Origin of the sequence: Ralstonia sp. NFACC01 (assembly GCF_900115545.1) — a bacterium.
In the GTDB taxonomy this organism is placed as follows: Bacteria; Pseudomonadota; Gammaproteobacteria; order Burkholderiales; family Burkholderiaceae; genus Ralstonia; species Ralstonia mojiangensis.
On record NZ_FOWV01000010.1, the window covers coordinates 1 to 24054 of the forward strand.

Genomic DNA, 24054 nt, shown 5'->3' on the forward strand with positions numbered 1-24054 from the left:
GCCAGTTCACCGGCCACACCTGGCAAAGCTTCCTGCGCGAGCACAACCTGCTGTGCAGCATGAGCCGGCGCGGCAACTGCCACGACAACGCAGTGGCGGAGAGCTTCTTCCAGTTGCTCAAACGCGAGCGGGTGCGCCGGCAGATCTATGCCACCCGGCAGGAGGCCAAGTCCGATGTCTTCAACTACATCGAGATGTTTTACAACCCAACACGGCGCCATTCGAGCGCCAACGGTCTATCACCGGTAGAGTTCGAACAACGCCATTCCCAACGGCTCGCGGGTGTCTAGGAAAGTCGGGGCGATTCAGGTCCAGGGCTCAGCGCAGTCGCGGTGGAATATCTCCGCCCGTGCGAAGCCTTTCAGCCGCCGGCCGCGCTAGTCCTTCGAGATACGCAGCGCGCGTCCGAGCGCACCACAGCGCAATGCAATCTTGGCCGTGTCGGCCCGCAGCGCCTGCAGGCGCCGCTCCAGCAAGTGCATCGCCGATAGCGAATCCGATTCTGCTGCCGCATCGACCATGCGGGAACGGGCGGATTTATCGGCGAAATCCGCAGCGCCCAACTCTTGCGTATCGCGCGGACGCACGCCCCAACCGCCTTCATGCACGGCTTGGTCGAAACGCTCCTTGGCGCGGGCGAGGCTTTCGAGCGCGGCTTCGGCGGTCTGCTCGACCAGCGCGCGGGTGTCAGCTTCGTCCAGCTCCTGCGCGCGCTGACGCATCAGGATGCGCACCGCCGCCACATGCGCGGCCACCAAGTAGTTCTGGACGATGAAGCGGTTGAGGTTGTCGACGGCGCGGTGGCGGCTCTTGGGTTCGTCCAGCATGCGCGCGAAGGCCGAGATCAGCCCCGTGAGCGATTCCATGAATTGCTTGCGCTGCACGCGATAGGCGAAATCATCCTTGAGCGTGCCGAGCAGCAGCTCGCGCGCGGCCTCAATAAAGCGCCGGTTGGTGCGCAGCACGTCGTCCACCAGCTTGGGCAGGTTGCGATATTCCCAGGCGGGCAACACGTAGCTGAAGGCGGTGGCGATGGCCGCGCCGATCAGCGTGTCGACCAGCCGTTCACCAATGGCGCCCTTGCTGCCTGGTAGCAGCAGGTTGATCTGGATAAGCACCTGCACGCACGCCGCAATGGCCGTGTAGCGGTAGCGCACGGTGACGAACGCTGCGCTGGCCGCCGTCGACAGGTACAACACACCCATCAGGATCCACGTCGAATGGGTGAAGCGCAGAATCACCGCCGCGATCACGCAGCCGATGAGTGTGCCAAGCACACGATCGAAATTGCGCTGGCGCGTCATGCTGAACGTCGGCTTGAGGATCACGACAATGGTCAGCAAGACCCAGTAGCCGTGCGACGCATATGGCAGGTGGTCGGCGATCCACAACCCGGCAGCCACCGCCATCGAGATGCGCAACGCAAAGCGCAGCACCGGAGACCGCCAAGTCAGTTCTTCAAGCACCAGACGCAGTTCATATTTCTGGCGTGTGAGGAACGGCGTCATGTCCGGGCGCAGCAGCACCTGCGACGGCTCGACCTGCGTGTCAGTGGCGGCATGCAACTGCGCCATCAGGCGGATCGCGCCGCGCACCGTGGCCACCGACTCTTCCAGCGCTGCAATGGCTTCGATCGGCACGCCATGGTGGTTGCGTTGGAGTTCGAGCAGCGCTGCCTCAATGGCGGCCATCTCCTTGTCGTACGACATCGGCGTAGGCGATGGCCGATCCCGGCCGACGGCATAGGCGACGCCTTCGATGTCCAGGCGCATGCGCTCGATCAACTCGCGCAGCAGACGCAACACCTCGGCATCGGCCAGCCATTGGCGCAGCACGGTGTAATCGGTGTTGGACGACAGCAGGTACTCGTAGATGTCGAGCATCCGCATGTGGATCTGCACGAGGCGCCCGTCGCTGGCGGTGCGGTTATCGCGGAACACGAAATCGCGTGCCACCTGCTGCTTGTCGGCCACCGAAATCTGCTGACGCACGAGCGCATTGAACTGCTCGTCGAAATCCTTGGATGCGTCGTAAAAGCCGGCTTTGCATTCCACGTACACGGCCAGTTCGTACAGGCATTCGGCCAGCACCTGTTCTTTGATGCGTCGCCGCTGGCCCCACGCCACTGCCATCGCAAAGGCCATGTAGCCGATGGCGCCGAGGAAGAACTGCAACGTGTGCTCTACGGCTTCGCGAAAGGCGAATTCCTCGGTAAAGGTGAGCGTCATGACGAACAGCGCCGCAAACTGCAGCGGCATCGTCTTGTTGCCGTACGCCACCATGAGCCCCGCCAGAAAGCTCACCACCACGATCACGGCCGGCAGGATCGCGTATGGCGTCACCACTGCCACGAGAAACGTGACGGCGGTCGTCAGGAGCACGCACGCCATCATCTCGTTGAACTTGTGCCGCAGCGGGCTGGGCAAATCCATGAGGCTGGTGCAAAGCGCACCGATCGACACCACCATCGCGCCCTGCAAGTCCATCACCAGCAGTGCGAGCAGCGTCAAGCCAATCACGCCCGTGGCAGTACGGATGCCGCGCGAGACGTAATGGCTATAGAGGAAGGTACGTGGATCGTGGACGTAATCCATCGGATCAGGCGGCGCGCGTCAGGCCGACTTGCCGCGCGCCACCTTGCGCGCAGCCGCCCGCTTGCCCAGCCACGCCGAGCGCAGCGGCGAGGGCTCCGTGGCCAGCGCCAGTGTGAACTGCGGCGTCGCATCCGCGGCAAGCGTCACGTTCAGCGTCATCAGTTCGTCGCGGCGGAACACGTGCACCGGCACGGTATCGCCGGCGCGATGGCGCGTGAGCGTCTTGTCGAGCTGGCCGGCCGGCACGCGCAGGCCATCCACCGCAACGATCAGATCGCCGGCAGATAACCCGCCGCGCTGCGCGGGGCTGCCATCGAAGACCTGCTGCAGCTTGACGAAGCCATTCTCAGCGGCGGTCTTGACGCCCAGCGCGAGCGCCGCGTCGGCTGCCTTGCGCGTGGCGCTCACGCCCATCGCCTTGAAGAGCGCCGGCAGCGGCGGGTCGTCGCGGCCTTCGCTCAACTGGCGGACCAGCGTGCGCAGGCGCACACCGGTGGTCTCTTCCATCAGGGTGATCAACCCGGCTTCGGTCACGCCGCGCTGCGTGTGGCCGGCGGCGTAGAAATCGCGGCCGTACGTCACCCACAGGGCACGCATCACGTCGTCGAGCGAACGTTCGCCGTGGGTCTGCGTGCGGATCGTCAGGTCCAGTGCCAGCGCCACCAGAGAGCCCTTGGTGTAGTAGCTGACGATGGCATTGGGCGCGTTCTCGTCCTGGCGGTAATACTTCGTCCACGCATCGAACGAGCTTTCGGCCACGCTCTGCTTCAGTCGGCCGCTGCCGCGCAGCACACCATTCCACGTCTTGCCGAGCATCTCCAGATATTGCGCTTCGGAGATCAGGCCCGAGCGCACCAGCATCAGGTCGTCGTAGTAGCTGGTGAACCCTTCAAACAGCCACAGCAGCGGTGTGTGGACCTCGCGGTCGAGTGCGTACGGCACGAAGGTGGCCGGCTTGATGCGCTTGACGTTCCAGGTGTGGAAATACTCATGGCTGACGAGGCCAAGGAAGGTGCGATAGCCCTCGGTGGTCTCGTCGCGGCCGGTCACGGGCAAGTCATTGCGCGCGCACATCAATGCGGTGCTGGCGCGATGCTCGAGGCCGCCGTAGCCGTCGGTGGTGACCATCGTCATGAAGACGTAGCGGCGGTTGCTGTCGAGGAACGGCGCCGTGGCGGTGTGCGGCTCGAACAGGCGGATCTGCGCTTCGCAGATGCGCTTGAAGTCGCGGGCGATGCGTTCCAGATCGAGATTCGGCACCCGGCCGGTAAAGACGGCGTCGTGCTGCGCGCCGCAGGCCTCGAACGACACTAGCTCGAACGTGCCCATCTCGACCGGGTGGTCGATCAGTTCATCGTAATTGGCCGCTTCGTACCAGCCAAAGCCGTAGCGCTTGGCGCCAGCCTTGCCCTGAACGCGGCCGGTCGCTTCGCGCAGCGCGGTGGCCACGCGCCAGCCGCGGTAGGCATCTCCGGCGGGCGGCTGGATGTCGACGAGGCAACGCTGGTCATCCGCGCCTTCCACACGCAGGAAGACCGACGTGCCGTTGAAGAAACCGTGCGTGGCGTCCAGATGCGCCGCGCGCACCGACAAATCCCACGCATAGACGTCGTAGGAAACCGTCAGCGGTCCGGTGCACGGTGCGGCCCACCACGTGTGCTTGTCGACCTTGGTCAGACGCACCGGCCTGTGGGCGGACGATGCCTCGATCCGCACGATGTTGCGTGCGAACTCGCGGATCATGTAGCTGCCCGGAATCCATGCCGGCAGCGAAAAACGCTGGCCCTGGCTGTCGGGCGCGTCAACCGTGACGGTGACGGTGAAAACGTGCGCCTCGGGCGCGGCGGGGGCGATGGTGTAGCGGATCGGCTTCATGGCGGACATTGTAGCGTTGCCGTCCCACGCTGCCGAAGGCAAATCGTCCGCAAACCCGCCTGCCAGCCTATCGGTTGACGTCGACCACGACGCGCCCGCGCATCTTGCCGGCCATGATGTCGTGTGCGGCGTCGATGGCCCCTGAGAGCGTCACTTCGCGCGTGATGGCGGCCAGGCGATCGGGCAGCAGATCGGCGGCCAGGCGCTGCCACGCGGTCTGGCGCAACGCACGCGGCGCCATCACGCTGTCGATCCCGTACAGCGTCACGCCGCGCAGGATGAACGGCGCCACCGTGGCCGGAAAATCCATGCCCTGTGCCAGCCCGCACGCCGTGACCACGCCGCCATAGCGCACCTGTGCACAGGCATTGACGAGCGTATGCGAGCCCACCGAATCGACCACTGCCGCCCAGCGTTCTTTCTGCAGCGGCTTGCCCGGGGCGGCAAGCTCGGCACGGTCGATGACATCCTTCGCGCCCAGTGCCTGCAGAAAATCGGCCTCGTTCGTCTTGCCGGTGGACGCCACCACGCGGTAGCCCAGCTTGCCGAGCAGCGCGATGGCGATCGAGCCCACGCCGCCCGACGCGCCGGTCACCAGCACCTCGCCATCGCCGGGTTTCACGCCGGCGCGCTCCAGCGCCAGCACCGACAGCATCGCCGTGTAGCCTGCCGTGCCGATCGCCATGGCCTGCCGGGCGTCGAGCCCTACCGGCAATGCCACCAGCCAATCGCCGGAAAGCCGCGCCTGCTGGGCAAGGCAACCCCAGTGCGTCTCGCCGACGCCCCAGCCGTTGAGCACGACCGCATCGCCCGTCCGCCAATCCGGGTGCGTAGATTCGAGCACGACGCCCGCACCGTCGATACCGGCCACCATCGGCCATTTGCGCACGACGGGGCCTTTGCCGGTGATGGCAAGGCCGTCCTTGTAATTGATGGTCGACCAGTCCACGCGGATCAGCACGTCACCAGCGGTCACGTCGTTGGCAAGCGCTTCGGGCGTGGACAACGCCGCGTCGTCGAGGTCAACGATGTGGGCCAGCGACCCGCCATCCTGCTTTTCCAGCATCAGCGCGCGAAACGACATGCCAAGTCTCCGAGGGTGTGGTGAATGCGAGCGCCCAAAGAAAAAGCGCCGGATCGACCGGCGCTTCCTTCGTGCGAATTACGACTTCTTGAGCGCGGCGAACTTGCGCTCCAGCGTGGCCGCGTCGATCAGGCCGGGGGCCCGAGTGCCGTCCGGGAAGATGATGGCCGGCGTGCCAGTCACGTTCAGTTGCTGACCAAGCTTCAGGTTGGCTTCCAGCGGTGTGTCGCAGGTGCCGGCGCCGCCCGGGGCGGTCTTGGCGGTCATCCAGTCACGCCAGGCCTTGGCACGGTCGGCGGAGCACCAGATCTGCTTGGCTTTGGTGTTCGAGTCTTCCGACAGGATCGGGAACAGGAAGGTGTAGACGGTGACGTTGTCGACCTGCGTGAGCATCTGCTCTAGCTTGTGGCAGTACGGGCAGTTCGGATCGGAGAACACGGCGATCTTGCGTGCGCCGTTGCCCTTGACCCACTTCACGGCGCGGTCCAGCGGCAGGTCGGACCACTTCACGCGGTTCAGCTCGGCCAGGCGCTCTTGTGTGAGGTTGGTGGCGGTCTGCGTATCAAGCAGGTCGCCGTTGAGCACGTAGCGGCCAGTGGCATCGCTATAGACGACCTGGCTGCCGAGGTTGATTTCGTACAGGCCAGCCAGCGGCGACTTGGTGACGCTTTTGATCTCCACGTTCGGGCCCAGGGCCTTCTGTACCGTGGCCTTGACCTTGTCCAAAGCGGGCTCGGCGGCACCGGCGCTCAATACATAGCCCGCGCCAATGGCTGCCACTGCCACCGCAGAGGCGATGGCCGCCACCCGAATACGAAACGACATAACGACTCCTGGAACCCCGAAAAACCACAAACCCGCTGAGATTGCCTCAGCCGAGTGCGTGCTTGATCAACAAGCGTTTGATAAATGGCGTCATGCCCACCATGCGCATCCCCACGTTACGTACTGTGCGGGGCAGCGCGCCCGGCAGGGCGAACAGTTTGTGCAGACCGTCCGTCGCGGCCGTGAGCGAAAGCAGATCTTCGCGGCGGGCACGTTCGTAACGGCGCAGCAACCTCAGATCGCCATGATCGCGCATGGTTTCACGTTCCGCCATCACCCTGCCAATTTCGGACACATCCCGAAGCCCGAGGTTCATGCCCTGCCCGGCCAGCGGATGAATCACATGCGCAGCATCGCCCACCAGCGCCACGCGCGGCGCGACCGCCCGGCTGGCGTGTTGCAGCACGAGCGGGAAGCCCTGCGCCGGCGTGATGTTCGAGAGGCGCCCAAAGCGGGCGGCGATGGCGCCACCCGCGGCGGCTTCCACGGCACGGCACAACGCCTCGGGCGACAGCGCGAGCAGCTCGCGGGCGTGGTCTTCGCTGGCGGACCACACCATCGACACGCGCCGATCGGGCAGCGGCAGCATCGCGAGGATCTCGCCGCGTACCGGGGCTGCGTCATCCGGGGCGGCGGCCTGCTCGGCAGATGCACCGAGGAACCATTGCCACGCGGTGTCCTGATGCCAGCGCTCGGCCTGGAAGTTGGCGACCACGCCAAGCTGGCGATACGGCTTTGCTTCGGCCTGGATGCCGGCCTGCTGGCGCACCCAGGAATGCTTGCCGTCGGCGCCGATCACGCATTCCGCGCGGATCGTCTGGCCGTCGGCCAGCGTCAGCTTTACGGCTTCGGCTTCCATTTCGAAGCCGGCGGCGGCGTGCGGTAAGGTCTGCACCGTGTGGGCGAAGCGCAGCGCCGTTTCCAGTGCGCGCTCGACGAGCGACGATTCAGCAATCCACGCCAGTTGCGGCGTGCCGGCTGCGTAGGCGGAAAAATGCAGGTCCGGGTGGGCGTGCTCGCCGCGCGCAGCAGCGTCGTCGCCGAAGATCCGCATGTCGTGCACAGGCTGCACGCGCGTCATGTCGAGCGCCGGCCAGATGCGCAACTGCTCCAACAATGCTTGAGAGCTGGACGAGAACGCGTAGACACGCGCATCCCAGGCGTCCGGCCCGGCCGGTGCGGAGGCTGGAGCAGGTGGTGCGATATGCGCGATGCGCAAGCCGATCTGCGCCAGCCGCAGCGCGCAGGCGCTCCCGACGATGCCGCCGCCCACCACGGCCAGGTGGTAAGGCACTGCCTCTTTTGGCACCGCCTTGGAAGAGGAAAACGCGGGTGTATTCATGGTGCGCCGATTATAGCGGCGGGGGATCTTGCAGCCTTGTGGCCGCGCAAATGTGTCACGGCCGACACTTGGCGCCATGGCATCCCGGCTCGGTGTTTACGCGCAGCACCGGCCCGGCGAGACGTCCGCATCACCCGGGCCTATTGCAACGTACAGCGCATATTTGCCGCTTTGAGATGGCGTTTGCGCCGCATATGTGCCAAGCACGTCGCTCACCCACAAACCCGCGATGTGACGCCATTTCCACCTTGGATCGGGCCCTCAAGCCATCCGTCAGGATGGACGATAAAAGCTGGGTAATTCGACGTTTTGACACGCACGACCCGCCGATACAGTGCGGGTCCGATCCACGCATTCCTCATCGCCATGTGGACTTTCTCCGAACGCTCCGCCATATCGCTGATGCTGGCCGCGCTGCAGGCACTGGCCGGCTGTGCGCAAATGCCTGCCCAGACGCCTGCCCCGGTGGCCCGCACCGCGCCCACGGGCGAAGTCATGACCTTCGCCATCCCGCCCGATGCACTGGGCGCGCATGACCCGCAACTGACCGCCGTGCTGACCAAGGCCGGCGCGTTGGCCGCTGCGCAAAAACGCCCGGCGACGATTCAGGTGGCCGCGCTGGCGCAGGATTTCCGCTACCTGAACCAGGCGCTGTGGAACGGCGTGCCCGCGCAGCGTGCCGGCTACGTCCGCCTGGAAAATCTGACCGTCAGCGCCAGCCAGCCTTACAGCGTGACGATCCGCACGCAGGATTAAGAGGACCGTCATGCGTATGCCCCATTTGCTTTTCGCGCTCACCGTCGGCCTGCTGACCGTACCGGCCGCATCGGCCTTTGCCGCGCCACCCGACGCACTGATGCCGGCGACGGCCGCAGCGCCCGACCGTGTCTATCCGCCCCTGCCCTCGCTGGCGATGCTGCCGCCCGGCGGCGGGGCCGAAACCGAGGCCGTGCCCGCCGTGCACACGCGCGGCGGCAAGCGCAAGGTCGTGACCCCCCAGTGGCGCAAGGCGACCGAGCCGGTGCCGCGCATGGTGGTGTCGGAGGCATCGCACACGTATCTGGCCGGTATCGAGCGTCAGCTTGAAGCGGCCCTGCAGAAGTAATCAGAAACCGCCGGAGCCGTCATGCACCTCGCCCGCCCTCTTCGCTTGACCGGCAGCCGCATTGGCGCGGCGCTTGTGCTGGCCGCCTCCAGCTTTGCCGTGCACGCGGCTTCGGGCGATTGCTTCGAGCAGGCCGGCACCTATCAGGGCGTGAATCCGACTGTGCTGCGCGCGATCGTGTGGTTCGAATCGAAGGGCGATGCCGGCGCCATCCACCGCAACGCCGACGGCTCGGTCGACATCGGCCAGGCGCAGATCAACTCGATCCACTTCAGTACGCTGGCCCGCTACGGCGTGCCGCGCCGTGCACTGACCGACGCCTGCGTCAACGTGTTCGTGGCGGCCTGGCTGCTCAAGCAAAAGATGGTGCGCCACGGAAACACCTGGCGGGCCATCGGCGCGTACCACTCGGAAACGCCTGTCCACCGCGACGCCTATGCGCGCAGCATCCAGCGGGTATTGATGTCGTGGGGAGAATTGCGGGCCGACCGCTGAATCGGGTCCGGCCTCCGAACCGCTCTGCCGCTCAGTAGTACGAGACGGCGGCGTACGCCTGACGTGCGCCAATGGCGCGGCGCTCGCCGCTGACCAGACGCATCAGTTCATCCTGGCGCGGGCAGACCAGCGCACGCACACGGGCGTCGTTGGCCAGGATACGCATCATCAGGTCGCGCTTGCGTTGCACTTCTTCGTGCGACAAGGCCGGGCGCAGGCCGTGGCCCAGGCGCTCCATGTGGGCCGCGCATTCGCGCTCCAGCAAGCTCACCTCGTCCCAATCGCCGCGTTCGGCCGCATCCACCATGTCTTCGGACAGGCTCGCGATGGCCTCGTAGCAGGCGAACAGGCCGGCGCTGTCGGAAACCGTATGGATCGGGCGGGCGGCGGTGGCGACGGTCCAGGACATGCTGTGCTCCAGAATCAAACGTGTTGTTTGCGGGATACCAGTGCAATAGGCATGCCCGGGCGGCCCGCCGCCGTCTCCAGCACGCTCGGAAACGACGCTCAAGCCTTTGCCGGCTTGGCCTAGCAGGATACGGAGGGCATCTGATGGCGGGCGTAGCAGACCCGAAAAACGGCCGCTTCAAGCGAAGTTGTTACGTTTCTGAAACGTAACGCGTAACGGGGCCCGTAACGCCGCCTCCCCCTCGCCCATGCAGCCGGGAAGCGCCTTGTTTGACCGAAGCGCCTTCTAGAATGAGGGCATCGCGCCGCGCCCGTGCGGTCTGTTGCTCGAGCCGGGCATCTCCGGGGGCGCTGATCGCCCATCGCATGAGAACTCACATGGACCAGACGAACGACGGGCACCCCGCCTTGCGCACGGTGCTGCTCACCAGCATCACCATGGTGGCGTTCGCGTCGAACTCGCTGCTGTGCCGGCTGGCGTTGCAGCACGCGGCCATCGACGCGGCGAGCTTTTCCAGCATCCGGCTGGTGTCGGGCGCCGTCGTGCTGGCCGTCCTTGCGCGGGCAAGCGCGGGGCGGGCGGCGCCAGCGCGTGTTGATTGGGCTGCCGCGACAATGTTGTTCCTCTACGTCGCGTTCTTCTCGTTTGCGTATTTGACGTTGAGCGCGGGCACCGGCGCGCTGATTCTGTTTGGCGCCGTGCAGCTCACCATGCTGGCAGCCGGCCTGCGTGCCGGCGAACGGTTCGATGCGCTTGGCTGGGCGGGTTTTGCGCTGGCGGCAGGTGGGCTCGTCTATCTCGTATCACCGGGCGTGACAGCGCCGACGCCGCTGGGTGCCGCGTTAATGACGGTGGCGGGCGTTGCCTGGGGCGTGTATTCGCTGCGCGGGCGCGGGCTCGACAATCCGCTGGCTGCCACTGCCAGCAATTTCTTGCGCGCCGCGCCCATGGCGCTTGCGCTGAGCCTGTTGCTGTATGGCCGCGCACACGCCAGCCCGGCCGGCATCCTGCTCGCGCTCGCCGCCGGCGCGCTCACTTCAGGCATCGGCTATGTGCTCTGGTACGCCGCGCTCAAAGGGCTGTCGGCGATCCGTGCGGCAGCGGTACAACTGTCGGTGCCACCCATTGCCGCGTTCGGCGCGGTGCTGTTCCTGGCGGAGCCGCTGACCCCGCGCTTGGCGGCCGCCTCCGCCGCCATCCTCGGCGGCATCGCCCTGGTGCTGGCCAGCCGCACACAGCGCAAGCGCGTCGAAGCGGCATCGCAGGGCTAGACCCCATCCGGAGCGGTTACAATCACGCCTTTCCGTGAACGACGCGCACAGCCCGGATTCCACTGTGCTGCCGCCTCCCCCGCGTCACGCAACCCCTTGATTTAGAGCCTTTTTCACCATGAGCCTCCAATGCGGCATCGTCGGTCTGCCGAACGTCGGCAAGTCGACCCTGTTCAATGCCCTGACCAAAGCCGGCATCGCTGCCGAGAACTACCCGTTCTGCACGATCGAGCCCAACGTAGGCGTGGTGGAAGTGCCGGATGCCCGCCTGCAAGCGCTGGCCGACATCGTCAAGCCCGAGCGGGTGCTGCCGGCGGTGGTCGAGTTCGTCGACATTGCGGGCCTGGTGGCGGGCGCCTCCAAGGGTGAAGGCCTGGGCAACCAATTCCTGGCGAACATCCGCGAGACGGATGCCATCACGCACGTGGTCCGCTGTTTCGAAGATGAAAACGTGATCCACGTCGCCGGCAAGGTCGACCCGATCGCCGACATCGAAGTCATCAATACCGAACTGGCCCTCGCTGACCTGGGTACGGTCGAAAAGGCGCTGCAGCGCTACACCAAGGCCGCCAAGTCGGGCAACGACAAGGAAGCCGCCAAGCTGGTCGCCGTGCTGGAAAAAGCGCAGAAGGTGCTGGATGAAGCCAAGCCCGTGCGCGGCCTGAACCTGACCGACGACGAGTGGGCAACCATCAAGCCGCTGTGCCTGATCACCGCCAAGCCGACCATGTACGTTGCCAACGTGCGCGAAGACGGCTTCGAGAACAATCCGCACCTGGACGCTGTGCGCAACTACGCTGCGCAGACGAATTCGCCGGTGGTGGCCGTCTGCGCCGCCATCGAAGCCGAAATCGCGGATCTGGACGACGCCGACAAGGCTGAATTCCTGGCCGACATCGGCATGGACGAACCCGGCCTGAACCGCGTGATCCGCGCGGCCTTCAAGCTGCTCGGCCTGCAAACTTACTTCACGGCCGGCGTGAAGGAAGTGCGCGCCTGGACGATCCACATCGGCGACACGGCCCCGCGTGCCGCTGCGGCCATCCACACCGACTTCGAACGTGGCTTCATCCGCGCGCAGACCATTTCGTACGACGATTTCATCCAGTTCAAGGGCGAACAAGGTGCCAAGGAAGCCGGCAAGATGCGCGCCGAAGGCAAGGAGTACATCGTCAAGGACGGCGATGTGCTGCACTTCCTGTTCAACGTCTGAGCAGCACAAGCACAACGAAAAAGCCCCGCAGCAATTGCGGGGCTTTTTTCATGGGCGAAGCGAGCTTGCACGCCTGGGCAACGGGGCAGTCCGGCTACCCTTCCAGTCTTGTAACGTTGAAGCGACCCAGCATCACTTTTTTACCTGTGGGAAGGGCCGAGAACGCAGCTTCAGTGCTCCACTGGGCGCATCGCTATGCCGTTTTGGCGTGTCGGGCACGTCGCTTGCGTAGCGCACAGCGGATACGCTGAACCCCGGCAGGCCGCTTCCGCCCGGGGCAGCCCGCCGCACCCGCCCGGCATTCAGCCAAGGCTTCGGGGCGGCGCACTCGCCCAACGCCATGAGTTCGCAATCGCCTCCGCCCTTGTCCGTAGTTGATGACGTCGATGCCTCGCCCGGTATTGGCAGCCACGCTGCCATCCAGTCGCGCGGGGTGTTGCTATGCCTATCCGAACCCGATTTACGCATCCACCAGGTGAGCGAAAACCTGGAGGCTGCGCTGGGTACGCCAGTGGCCACCGCGCTGCAGGCGCCCGTGGACCGTGTGATCGGCACCGCCGGCCGCGAGGTGCTGGAGCGCGCCCTGGGCACACACAGCATCGACGGCCATCCGCTGTATATCGGCACGCTGCAGACGCCGCACGGCCACGTGCTCGACGCGGTGATGCATCGGCACAAGCGCACGCTGATCCTGGAGCTGGAACCCGCGGTGCATGCGACCGACGGCGCGTTTGCATCGATGTATCCGCTGGTGCGGACGTTCGTTGCCAGCCTGCAAGCTGTCAGCACGGTCGATGCGCTGACGGACCTGGCAGCGCGCGAAGTCCGCCGCCTTACGCACTTCGGCCGCGTCACGATCTATCGCATTGACCGCGATGGCTCCTTGCAGGCACTCGCCGAAGCGCGCGATGAGGCCTATGACACGCTGGTCGGCACGCACCTGTCTGGAGCCGGCATGACGCCCGAACTCCGCAACCTGTATAGCCACAACCCCTTGCGTCTCGTGGCAGACGTCGACGATACGCCGGTGGGTCTGGTGCCGCCGCTGCATCCGTACACCGGGCGCGCGACTGATCTGACGTACGCGGCGCTGCGCGCGGCGTCCGAGGCGCAGCGCCAAACCATGCGCCGCATGGGCGCGAAGGCCTCGCTCACGCTGGCGCTTACAGTGCGAGGCGACCTCTGGGGCCTGATCGCCTGCCACCATGCGACGCCATGCTCTTTGTCGTTTGAAGTGCGCACGGCATGCGAACACCTCGCGCAAATTCTGTCGCTGCAGATCGAAGCGAAGGAAGACCGTGCCGAGATCGCCCACCGGCTGGAACTGAGACGCATCCTGGTGCGCCTGCTGGCCGCAATGGCGGATCGTGACCATTTTCAGGAAGGTCTGATCGAACATCCCGCCGATCTGCTGAGCTTTGCCTCGGCCAGCGGCGCCGCCATCGTGCGCCAGGGCGAGTGTGTGCGCATCGGTGCCGCGCCTGACGAAGACAGCATCCTGCGCCTGACCGAATGGCTGGCCGATGAGCACCCTGGCGATGTCTTCCACACCGACCATCTGGCCGCCGCCTATCCGGACGGCGCCGAACTGCTGCCCCAGGCCAGCGGCGTGCTTGCTGTGCAGGTTTCGCAACTGCATCGCCACTACGTGCTGTGGTTCCGTCCCGAAACCCCGCACACCGTACGGTGGGCGGGCGACATGCCGGACCCGGCCACCGCTCACGATACCGGGCAGATGCTCGCACGCACGCATTATTGGCACGAGCACATCGCACGCACATCGCGCCCGTGGCGTACGAGCGAAGTGGAAACCGCTGCGGAGTTCCGCTACGCCGTGCTCAACATCGTGCTGCGCCGCGCCGAAGAAGCCGCGGAGTTGACCAGCGAGTTGCGCCGCGCCAATCACGAGCTGGAAGCGTTCTCGTATTCCGTTTCGCATGACTTGCGCGCGCCGCTGCGCCACATTGCCGGCTATGCGGAATTGCTCGACGAGATGGAGGGTGAGCACGTCTCGGCGCGCGGGCGGCATTTTCTGCAAACGATCTCGGAGTCGTCGCGCTTTGCGGGCAAGCTCGTCGACGACCTGCTGACCTTCTCGCAGATGGGGCGCGGCGCGCTCCACCTGACCGATGTCGACCTCGCGCAACTCGTACGCGGCATCGTCCGCGACCTGACGATTGACCAAGGGCGTCGCCATATCGAATGGAACATCGCCGCGCTGCCGGTGGTGCGCGCCGACCCGACATTCCTGCAACTGGCGATGCGCAATCTGCTCTCCAACGCCGTCAAATACACGCGTGACCGTGATCCGGCGCGCATCCATATCGACGCCGAACAGACCGACGCCGAAACCATCGTGCGCGTTGCCGACAACGGCGTGGGATTCTCGATGGAATACGTGGCCAAGCTGTTCGGCGTGTTCCAGCGGCTGCATCGCATGGACGAATTCGAGGGGACCGGCATCGGCCTGGCCAATGTGCGGCGCATCATCGATCGCCATGGCGGCCGCACCTGGGCCGAGGGCGAGCTCAATCGCGGCGCAACGTTCTACTTCGCGCTGCCGCGCACGCCCGACCCGCAGGCGGCATCCAGGACGGGCCTGCACACACCCGCGACTCGCGATACCTGATCGTTCTTTCCACGTTCATTGTCACCATGCTCAAACCCATCCTGCTCGTCGAAGACAACCCAAACGACCTCGAGCTGACCCTGCTGGCGCTGGAGCGTAGCCAACTCGCCAACGATGTGGTCGTCACGCGCGATGGCGCCGAGGCACTGGATTACCTGCACGCACGCAACCTTTACGCGCAACGCGTGCCGGGCAACCCGGCTGTGGTGTTGCTCGACTTGAAGCTGCCGAAGGTCGACGGCCTGGAAGTGCTGGCCGAGATTCGCGCCACGCCCGTGCTCAAGAGCCTGCCGGTGGTCATGCTCACCTCGTCGAGAGAAGAAACCGACCTCTTGCGCAGCTACGAGCTGGGCGTCAACGCCTATGTGGTCAAACCGGTGGAATTCCGCGCGTTTGTCGATGCGATTGCCGATCTGGGGGTATTCTGGGCAGTGCTCAACGAACCGCCGCCTGGCTCCACCCGGGCACGCCGTACGTTGCTGCCGGCGAGCTAGCCGCCCCCTCCGGAGCAATCGCCCCCATGCCCAATCTGCAACTGCTGCTGGTCGAAGACAATCCGCTCGACGCAGAACTGACGCGCGCGCGACTGGAAACCGCCAACCTGCAGGCCGACACCACGCTGGTCGACAACGAGACCGACTTCGTCGCCCAGCTCAGCGCACGGACCTTCGATGCCATCCTGGCCGACTACATGCTGCCGCAATTCACGGGGGCGGAGGCGCTGGACATTGCGCGCCGCATGGCGCCGCAAACGCCATTTATCTTCGTATCGGGTGCGCTGGGCGAGGAACATGCGGTGGACATGCTCAAGCGCGGCGCCACCGATTACGTCATCAAGCAGCGCCTGCAGCGCCTGCCCGTGGTGCTGTTGCGCGCGCTGGCCGAAGCCGCCGAACGCCGCCAGCGCATCGCTGCCGAAGCGGCCCTGCGGGAAGCGGAAACGCACTTTCGCCTGCTGATCAACGCACTCAAGGAGCACGCCGTGCTCTCGCTAGACCCGCAGGGCATCGTGCGCACCTGGAACGCGGCATCGCGCAGCATTCTCGGCTATGCGCGCGAGGACATCCTCGGCAAGTCGGCCGAGATTCTGTATCCGCAGGCTGCGCGCGAGGCCGGTGAATTCCAGCGCAAGCTCGAACGCGCGCGCCGCGAAGGCAGCCTCACCGACGACCGCTGGATGTTGCGCAAGGACGGCACGCCGTTTTACGCATCAAGCGTGGTCACCGCCATCCACAACGAGACCGGGCAACTGGTCGGCTTCTCCAAGATCATCCGCGACTCCACCGAAGAGCGCATCGCGGCCGACGCCCTGCGCCGTGCCAAGGAAGAAGCCGAGACCGCCAACCACGCCAAGGACCACTTCCTGGCCGTGCTCTCGCACGAACTGCGCACGCCGCTCACGCCCATCCTGACCGCCGTGCATCTGCTGGAACTGCGCCAGGATTTGCCGGCGTATGTAGTCGCACAGCTTGAAGTCGTGCGCCGCAATGCCGAGCTGGAAGCGCGCCTGATCGACGACCTGCTCGACATCACCGGCATTGCACGCGGCAAGCTGGCAGTCAGCTTCGCGCTGGTCGACCTGTATCCGTTGCTGGAGAGCACGCTGGAGATGTCGCGCAACGACATGCAGGCCAAGCGGCTGTCGCTCAAGACGCGCTTCGAAGCAGGCCGTAGCCGGCTGTACGCCGACGGCGCGCGCATCCAACAAGTGATCTGGAACCTCGTGCGCAACGCGGTCAAGTTTACGCCCGAAGGCGGCGCCATCGAGGTACGGGTCTGGAACCCGTCGCCCTCTGCCGTTGCCGTGTCCGTGAAGGACAACGGCATCGGCATCGAACCCGAAGCGCTGCCGCGCATCTTCTCGGCGTTCGAACAGGCCGATGCATCGATCACACAGCGTTTTGGCGGGCTCGGCCTGGGCCTGGCGATTGCCTATGCGCTGGTGCAGAAGCATGAAGGCTCGCTGATTGCCGAGAGCGCCGGCCGCCACGAGGGGGCCACGTTCACGCTCACACTGCCCTTGGCCACCGAGATGGTGCAGCCCGAGACACCGCCCTCCCCGCCCTTGCCTCGCGCCCAACCAACGCGCGGCCTGCACGTGCTGCTGGTGGAAGACAACGCCGATACTGCCGAAGCCATGTCGCGAATGCTGGAGATTCTCGGCCACAGCGTCGCCGTGGCCAATAGTGCCCGCACGGCCATGCAAGCCGCTGAGTCTGGCGTGTTCGATCTGCTGATCAGCGATATTGGTCTGCCGGACGGCAGCGGCCTGGACGTGGTGCGCGTGTTTGCGGAGCGGCAAGCCGCACCATCAATCGCGATTACGGGCTATGGCATGGAAGAAGACATCGCCCGCTGCCAGGAGGCGGGCTTTACCGATCACCTGACCAAACCGGTGGACTTCAAGCGGCTGGAAACGCTGATGGCCGGATATCTGGCCGCACGCGATGCGCGCGCCGCCGACGTGGGCGCGGGCTGAAACGCGCCAGAATGCCGCAGGACACTTGATCTAGCGGCGCAGCAGGCCCCAGGCGGCAGGCAGCAGCATGGCGCCCACCACGGCGCTCGTCCACGCCATGATTTGCCCATCGGCATACAGGTGGGCAAACTGGCCGCTGTAGTAACCGAACAACGCGCCGAGCCCGCCCGTCACGAGCGCAGCCAACCAGCCCAAGCGCTTGCCTGCAGGATGCAGCCAGCGCGCAGCCACGCCCACCGCCAGCCCGATCCACAGCGGCCCGATCCACCCCATGCCTGTTCTCCGTATTGCCCTTGAGCGATTCAACTGGACGCGTACCTTAGCGCAGGACGCCGCAGAAGGCCACGGCAGCACAGCGCGCAGCACGTGACGAATAATCGACATTCAGTCACACATGCCACCAGATTTGACCTGCGTCCTGCTCATCTGGGGGGCGGGCGTTATAATCCGGAGTACTCAAAATTCGTGCCGTCCCTTTTAACCGGCCGCCCCACATGCAGTTGCTGACGCTCGGAATCAACCACCACACTGCGCCGCTTTCCCTGCGCGAGAAGGTGGCGTTTCCGCTCGAGCAGCTCAAGCCCGCGCTGGGCACGCTGCGCCAGCACCTACCGCACCTCAGAAGCACGGCCGAAGCGGCCATCCTTTCCACCTGCAATCGCACTGAAATCTACTGCGCAACCGACGGCAACCTGCCCGAGCAGACCGCGCACGAGCATGCGATTCGCTGGCTGGCACAGCACCACAACATCGACGCCGGCGAACTCGCGCCCCATGTGTATTCGCTCGGCCAGTCGCTGGCGGTACGTCACGCGTTCCGCGTGGCCAGCGGGCTCGATTCGATGGTGCTGGGTGAAACGCAGATCCTCGGCCAGATGAAAGACGCCGTGCGCACCGCCACCGAGGCGGGCGCCCTGGGCACATACCTGAATCAGCTATTCCAGCGCACCTTTGCAGTGGCCAAGGAAGTGCGCGGCACGACGGAGATCGGCGCGCATTCCGTGTCGATGGCCGCTGCCGCCGTGCGCCTGGCGCAGCGCATCTTCGAATCGATCGCGGATCAGCGCGTATTGTTCATTGGCGCCGGCGAAATGATCGAGCTGTGCGCCACCCACTTCGCCGCGCAGACGCCACGTGAAGTGGTGATCGCCAACCGCACGCTGGAACGCGGCGAGAAACTCGCCGAATCGCTGTCGAACCAGGGCCTGAACGCTCGCGCCGTGCGCCTGGCCGAACTGCCGACCAAGCTCGCCGAGTTCGACATCGTGGTCTCCTGCACCGCCAGCACGCTGCCCATCATCGGCCTGGGTGCCGTGGAGCGCGCCATCAAGCAGCGCCGCCACCGCCCGATGTTCATGGTCGACCTGGCCGTGCCGCGCGACATCGAACCCGAAGTCGCGCGCCTGTCCGACGTATTCCTCTACACCGTGGATGACCTGGGCGCCATCGTGCGCGAGGGCAACGCCCTGCGGCAGGCTGCCGTGGCACAGGCCGAGGCCATTATCGAAACGCGCGTGCTGAACTTCATGCACTGGCTCGACGCGCGCAGCGTGGTGCCCGTCATCCGGGATCTGCACGCGCAGGCCGAAACGCTGCGCCAAGGTGAGCTGGAACGCGCCCAGCGCATGCTCGCGCGCGGCGATGACCCGGCGCAGGTGCTTGAAGCGCTGTCGCAGGCGCTGACCAAGAAATTCCTCCACGGCCCGACGCATGCGCTCAACCACGCGCAGGGCGAAGGCCGCGAACAGCTCATCGACCTGCTGCCGGCGTTGTTCCGCCAGTCCAGCCACTCCGAGCGCTAGCGGCCAGCGCATCGCACGCGCGCTGCCTGTGTTCACTCCAGCACGCAACTTCTGGCGCGGTATCATGCGCCGCCCTCGCTTCCAGCGTTTCCCTCCGCGACTGCCCGAATGAAGCCCAGCATGCTGTCCAAGCTCGACCAATTGGCCGAGCGCATCGTCGAAATCAACGCGCTGCTTGCGCGTGAAGACGCTACCGCCAACCTCGACCAATACCGCAAGCTCACGCGCGAACACGCCGAGCTGGAGCCCGTGGTCGCGCAATTTTCCGCATGGAAGCAGGCCGAGGAAGACATCGCCACCGCACAGGAATTGGCGGCCGATCCGGACATGAAGGCATTTGCCGAAGACGAACTTCGCGCCGCGCGTGAGCGGATGGAGTCTCTCGAAGACGAGCTGCAGCGCCTGCTGCTGCCCAAAGACCCGAACGACCATCGCAACATTTTCGTGGAAATCCGCGCCGGGACGGGCGGCGATGAATCCGCGCTCTTTGCCGGCGACTTGCTGCGCATGTACACGCGCTACGCCGAACGGCAGCGCTGGCAAGTCGAGATCGTGAGCGAATCGCCGTCGGACCTTGGCGGCTACAAGGAAGTGATCGCGCGGCTGGTGGGCGAAGGTGCGTACTCGCGCCTGAAGTTCGAGTCTGGCGGCCACCGCGTGCAGCGCGTGCCGGCCACCGAGGCCCAGGGGCGCATCCACACGTCGGCCTGCACCGTGGCGGTCATGCCCGAGGCCGACGCGCTGGCCGACATCCAGATCAACCCGGCGGATTTGCGCATCGATACGTTCCGCGCGTCGGGCGCGGGCGGCCAGCACATCAACAAGACGGATTCGGCCGTGCGCATCACGCACCTGCCGACCGGCCTGGTGGTGGAATGCCAGGACGACCGCAGCCAGCACCGCAACAAGGACCGCGCCATGCAAGTCCTGGCCGCGCGTCTGAAGGATCGCCAGGAGCGTGAGGCGCAAGCCAAGGAAGCCAGCGCACGCAAGAGCCTGATCGGCTCGGGCGACCGCTCCGACCGCATCCGCACGTACAACTTCCCGCAAGGCCGCGTGACCGATCACCGCATCAACCTGACGCTGTACAAGATCGACGCGATCATGGACGGCGACATCGATGAACTCGTCGGTGCCTTGGCCGCTGAGCACCAAGCCGAGCAGCTTGCAGCGCTGGGTGAAGACGCCTGAGCGCCCAATCGTTAAAAAAGCGCACCGTCCGTAACATCCGCTTGCGTTTGATACAGCTTTGCGCGATGGCGCGCCGGCCCCGCGTTCCTATAATCGATCTCGATCACGCCGAGTGCATCGCCGGTCGCATCCGGCGCGCACTCACCAACAAGCGCGGCAACATCACGATTAGGAGAATCGCAATGCGTACCCAACTGCTGGCCATCACTGTCGCCACCTCCCTCGCACTCGGTCTGGCCGCCTGCGGCAAGAAAGACGACGCCACCGACCAGGCCGCCAAGAGCGCGATGGAACAATCGAAGGACGCCGCCAAACAGGCGATCGACAACGCCGGCACCGCCGTGAGCAAGGCCGCCGACGCCGCTAAGGTAGAACTCTCGCAAGCGGCCTCGGATGCGCAGGTCTCCGCTTCGGGCGCGCTGGCCCAGGCCAAGGATGCTGCCAAAACCGCGGCCGACAAGACGGCCGACGCCGCCAAGGTTGCAGCCGACAAGACCGCTGACGCCACGAAGGAAGCGGCCAACAAGGTCAAGGACGCGACCAAGCAATAAGCGCTGTTTAACCACAGCGACCCGCTCGCGGGCCCGCGCCACATCGGCCGGGCCCGTGTTATTTTGTGCGCCCGATCTTCGCTGCTGGTCTGTTGCCGTGTCGTCTTCCGCCGTAATTTCGCCCGAAACCCTGGCTCGCGTGGCCGATGCGCTGACAGCGCTGGCGCGTGCCGGCTTGCCTGCCCTGGAAGCACGCATGCTGGTCTCGCACGTGACGGGCCTGTCGCGCGTGCAACTCATCACGCAAGACACCTGCGCCATCGACGTGGCCGCGCGCGCGCACATCAGCGAACTTGCGGCGCGGCGCCTGGCCGGCGAGCCGATGGCCTATCTGCTCGGCGAACGTGAATTCTTCGGCCGCACGTTCAAGGTGACGCCAGCCGTGCTGATTCCGCGGCCCGATACCGAATTGCTGGTCGAACAGGCGCTGGACCGCCTCGAAGAACGCGATGCGCCAGCCGTGCTCGACATGGGCACGGGCAGCGGCATCATCGCCATCACGATCGCGCTGGCGCGACGCGACGCGCGCGTGTGGGCCACCGATGCGTCCGCCGATGCGCTGGCCGTGGCAATCGACAACGCCAAGGCGCTCGGAGCCACCAATGTCCAGACTGCGCTGGGCGACTGGTATGGCGCGCTGGCCGATGCCGATGCGCCACCTGCTTTCGTCCTGATCGCCAGCAACCCGCCCTACATCGCCGCCACCGACGCGCACCTCGACGAGGGAGACCTGCGCTTCGAACCCGCCAGCGCCCTCACCGACCACGATGACGGCCTGCGCCACCTGCGCAGCATCGTCGCAGGCGCGCCTGCGCGGCTTGTCTCCGGCGGCTGGCTGCTGCTCGAACACGGCTACGACCAGGGCGAACCCGTGCGGGCGCTGCTGAACGGCGCCGACTTCGCCAACGTTTTCACCGCGCAAGACCTCGCCGGCCACGACCGCTGCAGCGGCGGGCAATGGCCGGATCAAAACGCCAGTACGCGTTCCTCGCTAAAATAGACGGGTTTTCCAATGTGGATGGCAACCCGGAAACCCAGCTGCCGCCCCTCACCAAATCGAGTCTCCCCATGAGCACCACGCACGAAAAGATCGACCAGATCGTCAAAGGCCACCCCGTCGTCCTCTTCATGAAGGGCACGGCGCAATTCCCGATGTGCGGCTTTTCGGGCCGCGCTATCCAAATCCTGAAGGCCTGCGGCGTGGACCGGCCGCATACCGTGAACGTGCTGGAAGACGACGAAATCCGCCAGGGCATCAAAGACTACGCCAACTGGCCGACCATTCCGCAGCTCTACGTCAAGGGCGAATTCATCGGCGGTTCGGACATCATGATGGAGATGTACCAGAGCGGTGAACTGCAGCCGCTGCTGGCTGCTTGAGCTCCGCTCTCGTTTCAGCGTGACTTCAACCCCGAACGCCGCCGCTCAAACGCCACCTGTACGCCGCATCATCGTGGCGATCACGGGGGCGTCGGGGGCAATCTACGGTGTGCGGCTGCTGCAGGTTCTGCAGGACCTGCGGGAATCAGCGGGGGTGGAATCGCACCTGCTGATGTCGCCCGCAGGGCTGATGAATGTGCAGCACGAGCTGCACATGGCACGCGAAGAAGTGGAAGCGCTGGCGCACGTCGTGCATAACGTGCGCGATATCGGCGCGACCATCGCGAGCGGTTCCTTTGCTGCCGAAGCGATGGTGGTGGCGCCCTGCTCGATGAAGACGCTGGCGGCCGTTGCGCACGGCCTGTCGGACAACCTCATCGCCCGCGCTGCCGACGTCACGCTCAAGGAGCGCCGCCGTCTGATCCTGATGGTGCGCGAAACGCCGTTGAATCTGGCGCATCTGCGCAACATGACGGCCGTCACCGAGATGGGCGGAATCGTGTTCCCGCCCGTACCGGGCTTTTACCAGCGGCCCAAGACGATCGACGACTTGGTCGACCACACAGTCGGCCGCGTGCTGGACCTGCTTGGCTTGCCGCAGACGTTGGCGCCGGGCTGGCCGGGCTTGCGTTCAACGGACTAGGCGCAGATCAGCCAACTGCCGATCAGCGGTGGTGGTAATTGAAGTACACCGACGGTCCACCCCAATATCCGCCGTAATAGGCCGGATAAGCCGGTGCGACATAGACCGGCGCAGGGGCCACGGCCACCGGTGCCGGATACACCGCACACCCCCCAAGCGTCGCGGCCAACAAGGCCAGAGCCACGATTTTCATGATTAGCGTCCTTCGGCCCCGCTAGTGGAGCCATGTGGACGTTATAAGCCGACGCGAGCGGCGTCGGCGTCATGCGGGTGTAAGCGGTGTAACCGAAAACTACGAACATGTGTCCGTAAGTTCACTGCTTAGGCGTCGGCTTGCCTGAAAAGGGCTTGGCCGTTGCGGCGGTCGCTGAAGCCGCCACGCCAGACGCAGCAGCCGGCTTGGGTGCGTTCGGATCGACTTCTGCACGCATCTGGTCCATGACCGCCCCGGCGCGCGGTGCCCAAAGGAATTCCACCGTGCCGTTCTGCGGCTCTTCGGGAATCGCGTACATCGTGATGATGGTCTGATGGCCTGCCCAGCGTGCGCGCAGCGAATCGACCGTCTTGCCAGACTTCAGCTTGAGCGGGGCCTTGCCTTCCTGCGCAGGCTTGCCGTAACGATCGGACAGGGCCTGGAAGACGCGCTGTTCGGTATCCACGCCGCGCGTCGGCACGAACATGCCGGCGATGTTGCCATCTTGGTCAATCAGGAGCACGGCCTGCGGCCCATCCATCAACTCGGGGCGCAATGCCTGCGGCACGCCAAGCGAGCGCGTTCGGCCATGCGATTCAAGCGCATCGGAGCAGTATTCGGCGACATCCTTGCCACCATTCGCGCGTACGTCTTCGCACGAAGGCAGCTTGCGCAGCGGCTTGCCGAGCGGGAAGGCATCGAGCAGCACCGCCACGTCGCCGGGATCGCGCACAGCCTTGGCTGGCGCTGCAGACTTGGGAGCCGCCTTGGCTGCGGGTGCTGCAAACGCCACGGGCGCGAGCAACGAGGTCGAAAGGGCAAGCGCGGCAGTTGCCGTGGCGCGTCGCGTCCAGCAGGTCATGCGAACTCCATGGAGGAAAGAGCCGAGAGTGTGCCACGCGGGAATCCCGGCACACGGCAAAGCGGTTCTGACTGCCGGCCGGCGGTATGCGTTCCCCTCAACCGAATGGTT

Annotated in this window: 24 protein-coding genes; 15 read left to right on the top strand and 9 right to left on the bottom strand. The window is 65.5% G+C overall.

Annotated features, from left to right (window positions below):
* A partial coding sequence (locus tag BM136_RS21585) for an IS3 family transposase (RefSeq protein ID WP_139219392.1) occupies positions 1-290 on the top strand: 290 nt, incomplete at its 5' end.
* A gap of 87 nt (positions 291-377) precedes the next feature.
* Here BM136_RS21585 and BM136_RS21590 read toward each other — a convergent pair.
* From BM136_RS21590 to BM136_RS21610, 5 genes are all read right to left on the bottom strand, one after another.
* Positions 378-2594, bottom strand: coding sequence for an FUSC family protein (locus tag BM136_RS21590; protein ID WP_092975606.1), 2217 nt, complete (start codon positions 2592-2594; stop codon positions 378-380).
* 18 nt (positions 2595-2612) lie between these two features.
* A complete protein-coding gene (locus BM136_RS21595; RefSeq protein ID WP_092975866.1) occupies positions 2613-4469 on the bottom strand; it encodes a M61 family metallopeptidase in 1857 nt (618 codons plus the stop codon).
* 67 nt (positions 4470-4536) lie between these two features.
* Positions 4537-5553, bottom strand: coding sequence for an acrylyl-CoA reductase (NADPH) (locus BM136_RS21600; protein WP_092975609.1), 1017 nt, complete (start codon positions 5551-5553; stop codon positions 4537-4539).
* A gap of 78 nt (positions 5554-5631) precedes the next feature.
* Positions 5632-6378, bottom strand: a complete 747-nt coding sequence (locus BM136_RS21605) for a DsbC family protein (protein WP_092975612.1) — start codon at positions 6376-6378, stop codon at positions 5632-5634.
* 46 nt (positions 6379-6424) lie between these two features.
* The gene (locus BM136_RS21610) at positions 6425-7720 is read right to left on the bottom strand and encodes a UbiH/UbiF family hydroxylase (RefSeq protein WP_092975615.1); all 1296 of its coding nucleotides are present in this window, start codon (positions 7718-7720) and stop codon (positions 6425-6427) included.
* Between the two features lie 366 nt (positions 7721-8086).
* Here BM136_RS21610 and BM136_RS21615 point away from each other — a divergent pair, with 366 nt between their 5' ends.
* Genes BM136_RS21615 through BM136_RS21625 form a run of 3 tightly spaced genes read left to right on the top strand, consistent with a single transcriptional unit; the run spans position 8087 to position 9320 of the window.
* Entirely contained in the window at positions 8087-8476 is a 390-nt protein-coding gene (locus BM136_RS21615) for a hypothetical protein (protein ID WP_092975618.1), read from the top strand.
* A gap of 10 nt (positions 8477-8486) precedes the next feature.
* Positions 8487-8825, top strand: coding sequence for a hypothetical protein (locus BM136_RS21620; RefSeq protein WP_092975621.1), 339 nt, complete (start codon positions 8487-8489; stop codon positions 8823-8825).
* A 21-nt stretch (positions 8826-8846) separates the two neighbouring features.
* A complete protein-coding gene (locus BM136_RS21625; protein ID WP_092975624.1) occupies positions 8847-9320 on the top strand; it encodes a lytic transglycosylase domain-containing protein in 474 nt (157 codons plus the stop codon).
* Positions 9321-9351: 31 nt separating this feature from the next.
* Here the strand turns inward: BM136_RS21625 and BM136_RS21630 are convergent, their stop codons facing one another.
* On the bottom strand, positions 9352-9729 hold the full coding sequence (locus BM136_RS21630) for a flagellar protein FliT (protein WP_092975627.1): 378 nt from the start codon (positions 9727-9729) through the stop codon (positions 9352-9354).
* 377 nt (positions 9730-10106) lie between these two features.
* Between BM136_RS21630 and BM136_RS21635 the strand changes: the two genes are divergently transcribed.
* The 5 genes from BM136_RS21635 to BM136_RS21655 all read left to right on the top strand — a co-directional run bounded on the left by BM136_RS21635 (position 10107) and on the right by BM136_RS21655 (position 17321).
* Positions 10107-11000, top strand: a complete 894-nt coding sequence (locus tag BM136_RS21635) for a DMT family transporter (RefSeq protein WP_092975630.1) — start codon at positions 10107-10109, stop codon at positions 10998-11000.
* Positions 11001-11118: 118 nt separating this feature from the next.
* On the top strand, positions 11119-12213 hold the full coding sequence (gene ychF, locus BM136_RS21640; RefSeq protein ID WP_092975633.1) for a redox-regulated ATPase YchF: 1095 nt from the start codon (positions 11119-11121) through the stop codon (positions 12211-12213).
* Between the two features lie 340 nt (positions 12214-12553).
* A complete protein-coding gene (locus BM136_RS21645) occupies positions 12554-14842 on the top strand; it encodes an ATP-binding protein (protein ID WP_092975636.1) in 2289 nt (762 codons plus the stop codon).
* Between the two features lie 26 nt (positions 14843-14868).
* Positions 14869-15336 (top strand): response regulator, encoded by a 468-nt coding sequence (locus BM136_RS21650; protein ID WP_009241984.1) that lies wholly within the window; start codon positions 14869-14871, stop codon positions 15334-15336.
* Between the two features lie 26 nt (positions 15337-15362).
* Positions 15363-17321: a hybrid sensor histidine kinase/response regulator gene (locus BM136_RS21655; RefSeq protein ID WP_092975639.1), complete on the top strand. Its 1959-nt coding sequence runs from the start codon at positions 15363-15365 to the stop codon at positions 17319-17321.
* Between the two features lie 30 nt (positions 17322-17351).
* On the opposite strand, the gene BM136_RS21660 is transcribed toward BM136_RS21655, so the two are convergent.
* Positions 17352-17594, bottom strand: a complete 243-nt coding sequence (locus BM136_RS21660; protein WP_092975642.1) for a GlsB/YeaQ/YmgE family stress response membrane protein — start codon at positions 17592-17594, stop codon at positions 17352-17354.
* 221 nt (positions 17595-17815) lie between these two features.
* On the opposite strand from BM136_RS21660, the gene hemA reads away from it, so the two are divergent.
* From hemA to BM136_RS21690, 6 genes are all read left to right on the top strand, one after another.
* Positions 17816-19123 carry a glutamyl-tRNA reductase gene (gene hemA / locus BM136_RS21665; protein ID WP_092975645.1) on the top strand — a complete coding sequence of 436 codons (1308 nt, stop codon included), beginning with the start codon at positions 17816-17818 and terminating at the stop codon, positions 19121-19123.
* Positions 19124-19231: 108 nt separating this feature from the next.
* Complete coding sequence (gene prfA / locus BM136_RS21670) at positions 19232-20314, top strand: peptide chain release factor 1 (protein ID WP_092975648.1); 1083 nt, start codon at positions 19232-19234, stop codon at positions 20312-20314.
* A gap of 182 nt (positions 20315-20496) precedes the next feature.
* Entirely contained in the window at positions 20497-20865 is a 369-nt protein-coding gene (locus tag BM136_RS21675) for a hypothetical protein (protein WP_092975651.1), read from the top strand.
* A 97-nt stretch (positions 20866-20962) separates the two neighbouring features.
* Positions 20963-21865 carry a peptide chain release factor N(5)-glutamine methyltransferase gene (prmC, locus tag BM136_RS21680; RefSeq protein WP_092975654.1) on the top strand — a complete coding sequence of 301 codons (903 nt, stop codon included), beginning with the start codon at positions 20963-20965 and terminating at the stop codon, positions 21863-21865.
* Between the two features lie 68 nt (positions 21866-21933).
* On the top strand, positions 21934-22245 hold the full coding sequence (gene grxD / locus BM136_RS21685; RefSeq protein ID WP_024977796.1) for a Grx4 family monothiol glutaredoxin: 312 nt from the start codon (positions 21934-21936) through the stop codon (positions 22243-22245).
* Positions 22246-22264: 19 nt separating this feature from the next.
* Complete coding sequence (locus BM136_RS21690) at positions 22265-22888, top strand: UbiX family flavin prenyltransferase (RefSeq protein WP_092975869.1); 624 nt, start codon at positions 22265-22267, stop codon at positions 22886-22888.
* Positions 22889-22910: 22 nt separating this feature from the next.
* On the opposite strand, the gene BM136_RS25445 is transcribed toward BM136_RS21690, so the two are convergent.
* Both BM136_RS25445 and BM136_RS21695 read right to left on the bottom strand, forming a co-directional pair.
* A complete protein-coding gene (locus BM136_RS25445) occupies positions 22911-23081 on the bottom strand; it encodes a hypothetical protein (RefSeq protein WP_175537192.1) in 171 nt (56 codons plus the stop codon).
* 121 nt (positions 23082-23202) lie between these two features.
* The gene (locus tag BM136_RS21695; RefSeq protein ID WP_092975657.1) at positions 23203-23943 is read right to left on the bottom strand and encodes a hypothetical protein; all 741 of its coding nucleotides are present in this window, start codon (positions 23941-23943) and stop codon (positions 23203-23205) included.
* Between the last annotated feature and the right edge of the window lie 111 nt (positions 23944-24054).

Bases quoted from the DNA above. Each gene is read 5' to 3' on its own strand.
- BM136_RS21590 (WP_092975606.1), bottom strand. From the start codon at position 2,594: ATGGATTACGTCCACGATCCACGTACCTTCCTCTATAGCCATTACGTC.
- BM136_RS21595 (WP_092975866.1), bottom strand. From the start codon at position 4,469: ATGAAGCCGATCCGCTACACCATCGCCCCCGCCGCGCCCGAGGCGCAC.
- BM136_RS21600 (WP_092975609.1), bottom strand. From the start codon at position 5,553: ATGTCGTTTCGCGCGCTGATGCTGGAAAAGCAGGATGGCGGGTCGCTG.
- BM136_RS21605 (WP_092975612.1), bottom strand. From the start codon at position 6,378: ATGTCGTTTCGTATTCGGGTGGCGGCCATCGCCTCTGCGGTGGCAGTG.
- BM136_RS21610 (WP_092975615.1), bottom strand. From the start codon at position 7,720: ATGAATACACCCGCGTTTTCCTCTTCCAAGGCGGTGCCAAAAGAGGCA.
- BM136_RS21615 (WP_092975618.1), top strand. From the start codon at position 8,087: ATGTGGACTTTCTCCGAACGCTCCGCCATATCGCTGATGCTGGCCGCG.
- BM136_RS21620 (WP_092975621.1), top strand. From the start codon at position 8,487: ATGCGTATGCCCCATTTGCTTTTCGCGCTCACCGTCGGCCTGCTGACC.
- BM136_RS21625 (WP_092975624.1), top strand. From the start codon at position 8,847: ATGCACCTCGCCCGCCCTCTTCGCTTGACCGGCAGCCGCATTGGCGCG.
- BM136_RS21630 (WP_092975627.1), bottom strand. From the start codon at position 9,729: ATGTCCTGGACCGTCGCCACCGCCGCCCGCCCGATCCATACGGTTTCC.
- BM136_RS21635 (WP_092975630.1), top strand. From the start codon at position 10,107: ATGGACCAGACGAACGACGGGCACCCCGCCTTGCGCACGGTGCTGCTC.
- ychF (WP_092975633.1), top strand. From the start codon at position 11,119: ATGAGCCTCCAATGCGGCATCGTCGGTCTGCCGAACGTCGGCAAGTCG.
- BM136_RS21645 (WP_092975636.1), top strand. From the start codon at position 12,554: ATGAGTTCGCAATCGCCTCCGCCCTTGTCCGTAGTTGATGACGTCGAT.
- BM136_RS21650 (WP_009241984.1), top strand. From the start codon at position 14,869: ATGCTCAAACCCATCCTGCTCGTCGAAGACAACCCAAACGACCTCGAG.
- BM136_RS21655 (WP_092975639.1), top strand. From the start codon at position 15,363: ATGCCCAATCTGCAACTGCTGCTGGTCGAAGACAATCCGCTCGACGCA.
- BM136_RS21660 (WP_092975642.1), bottom strand. From the start codon at position 17,594: ATGGGGTGGATCGGGCCGCTGTGGATCGGGCTGGCGGTGGGCGTGGCT.
- hemA (WP_092975645.1), top strand. From the start codon at position 17,816: ATGCAGTTGCTGACGCTCGGAATCAACCACCACACTGCGCCGCTTTCC.
- prfA (WP_092975648.1), top strand. From the start codon at position 19,232: ATGAAGCCCAGCATGCTGTCCAAGCTCGACCAATTGGCCGAGCGCATC.
- BM136_RS21675 (WP_092975651.1), top strand. From the start codon at position 20,497: ATGCGTACCCAACTGCTGGCCATCACTGTCGCCACCTCCCTCGCACTC.
- grxD (WP_024977796.1), top strand. From the start codon at position 21,934: ATGAGCACCACGCACGAAAAGATCGACCAGATCGTCAAAGGCCACCCC.
- BM136_RS25445 (WP_175537192.1), bottom strand. From the start codon at position 23,081: ATGAAAATCGTGGCTCTGGCCTTGTTGGCCGCGACGCTTGGGGGGTGT.
- BM136_RS21695 (WP_092975657.1), bottom strand. From the start codon at position 23,943: ATGACCTGCTGGACGCGACGCGCCACGGCAACTGCCGCGCTTGCCCTT.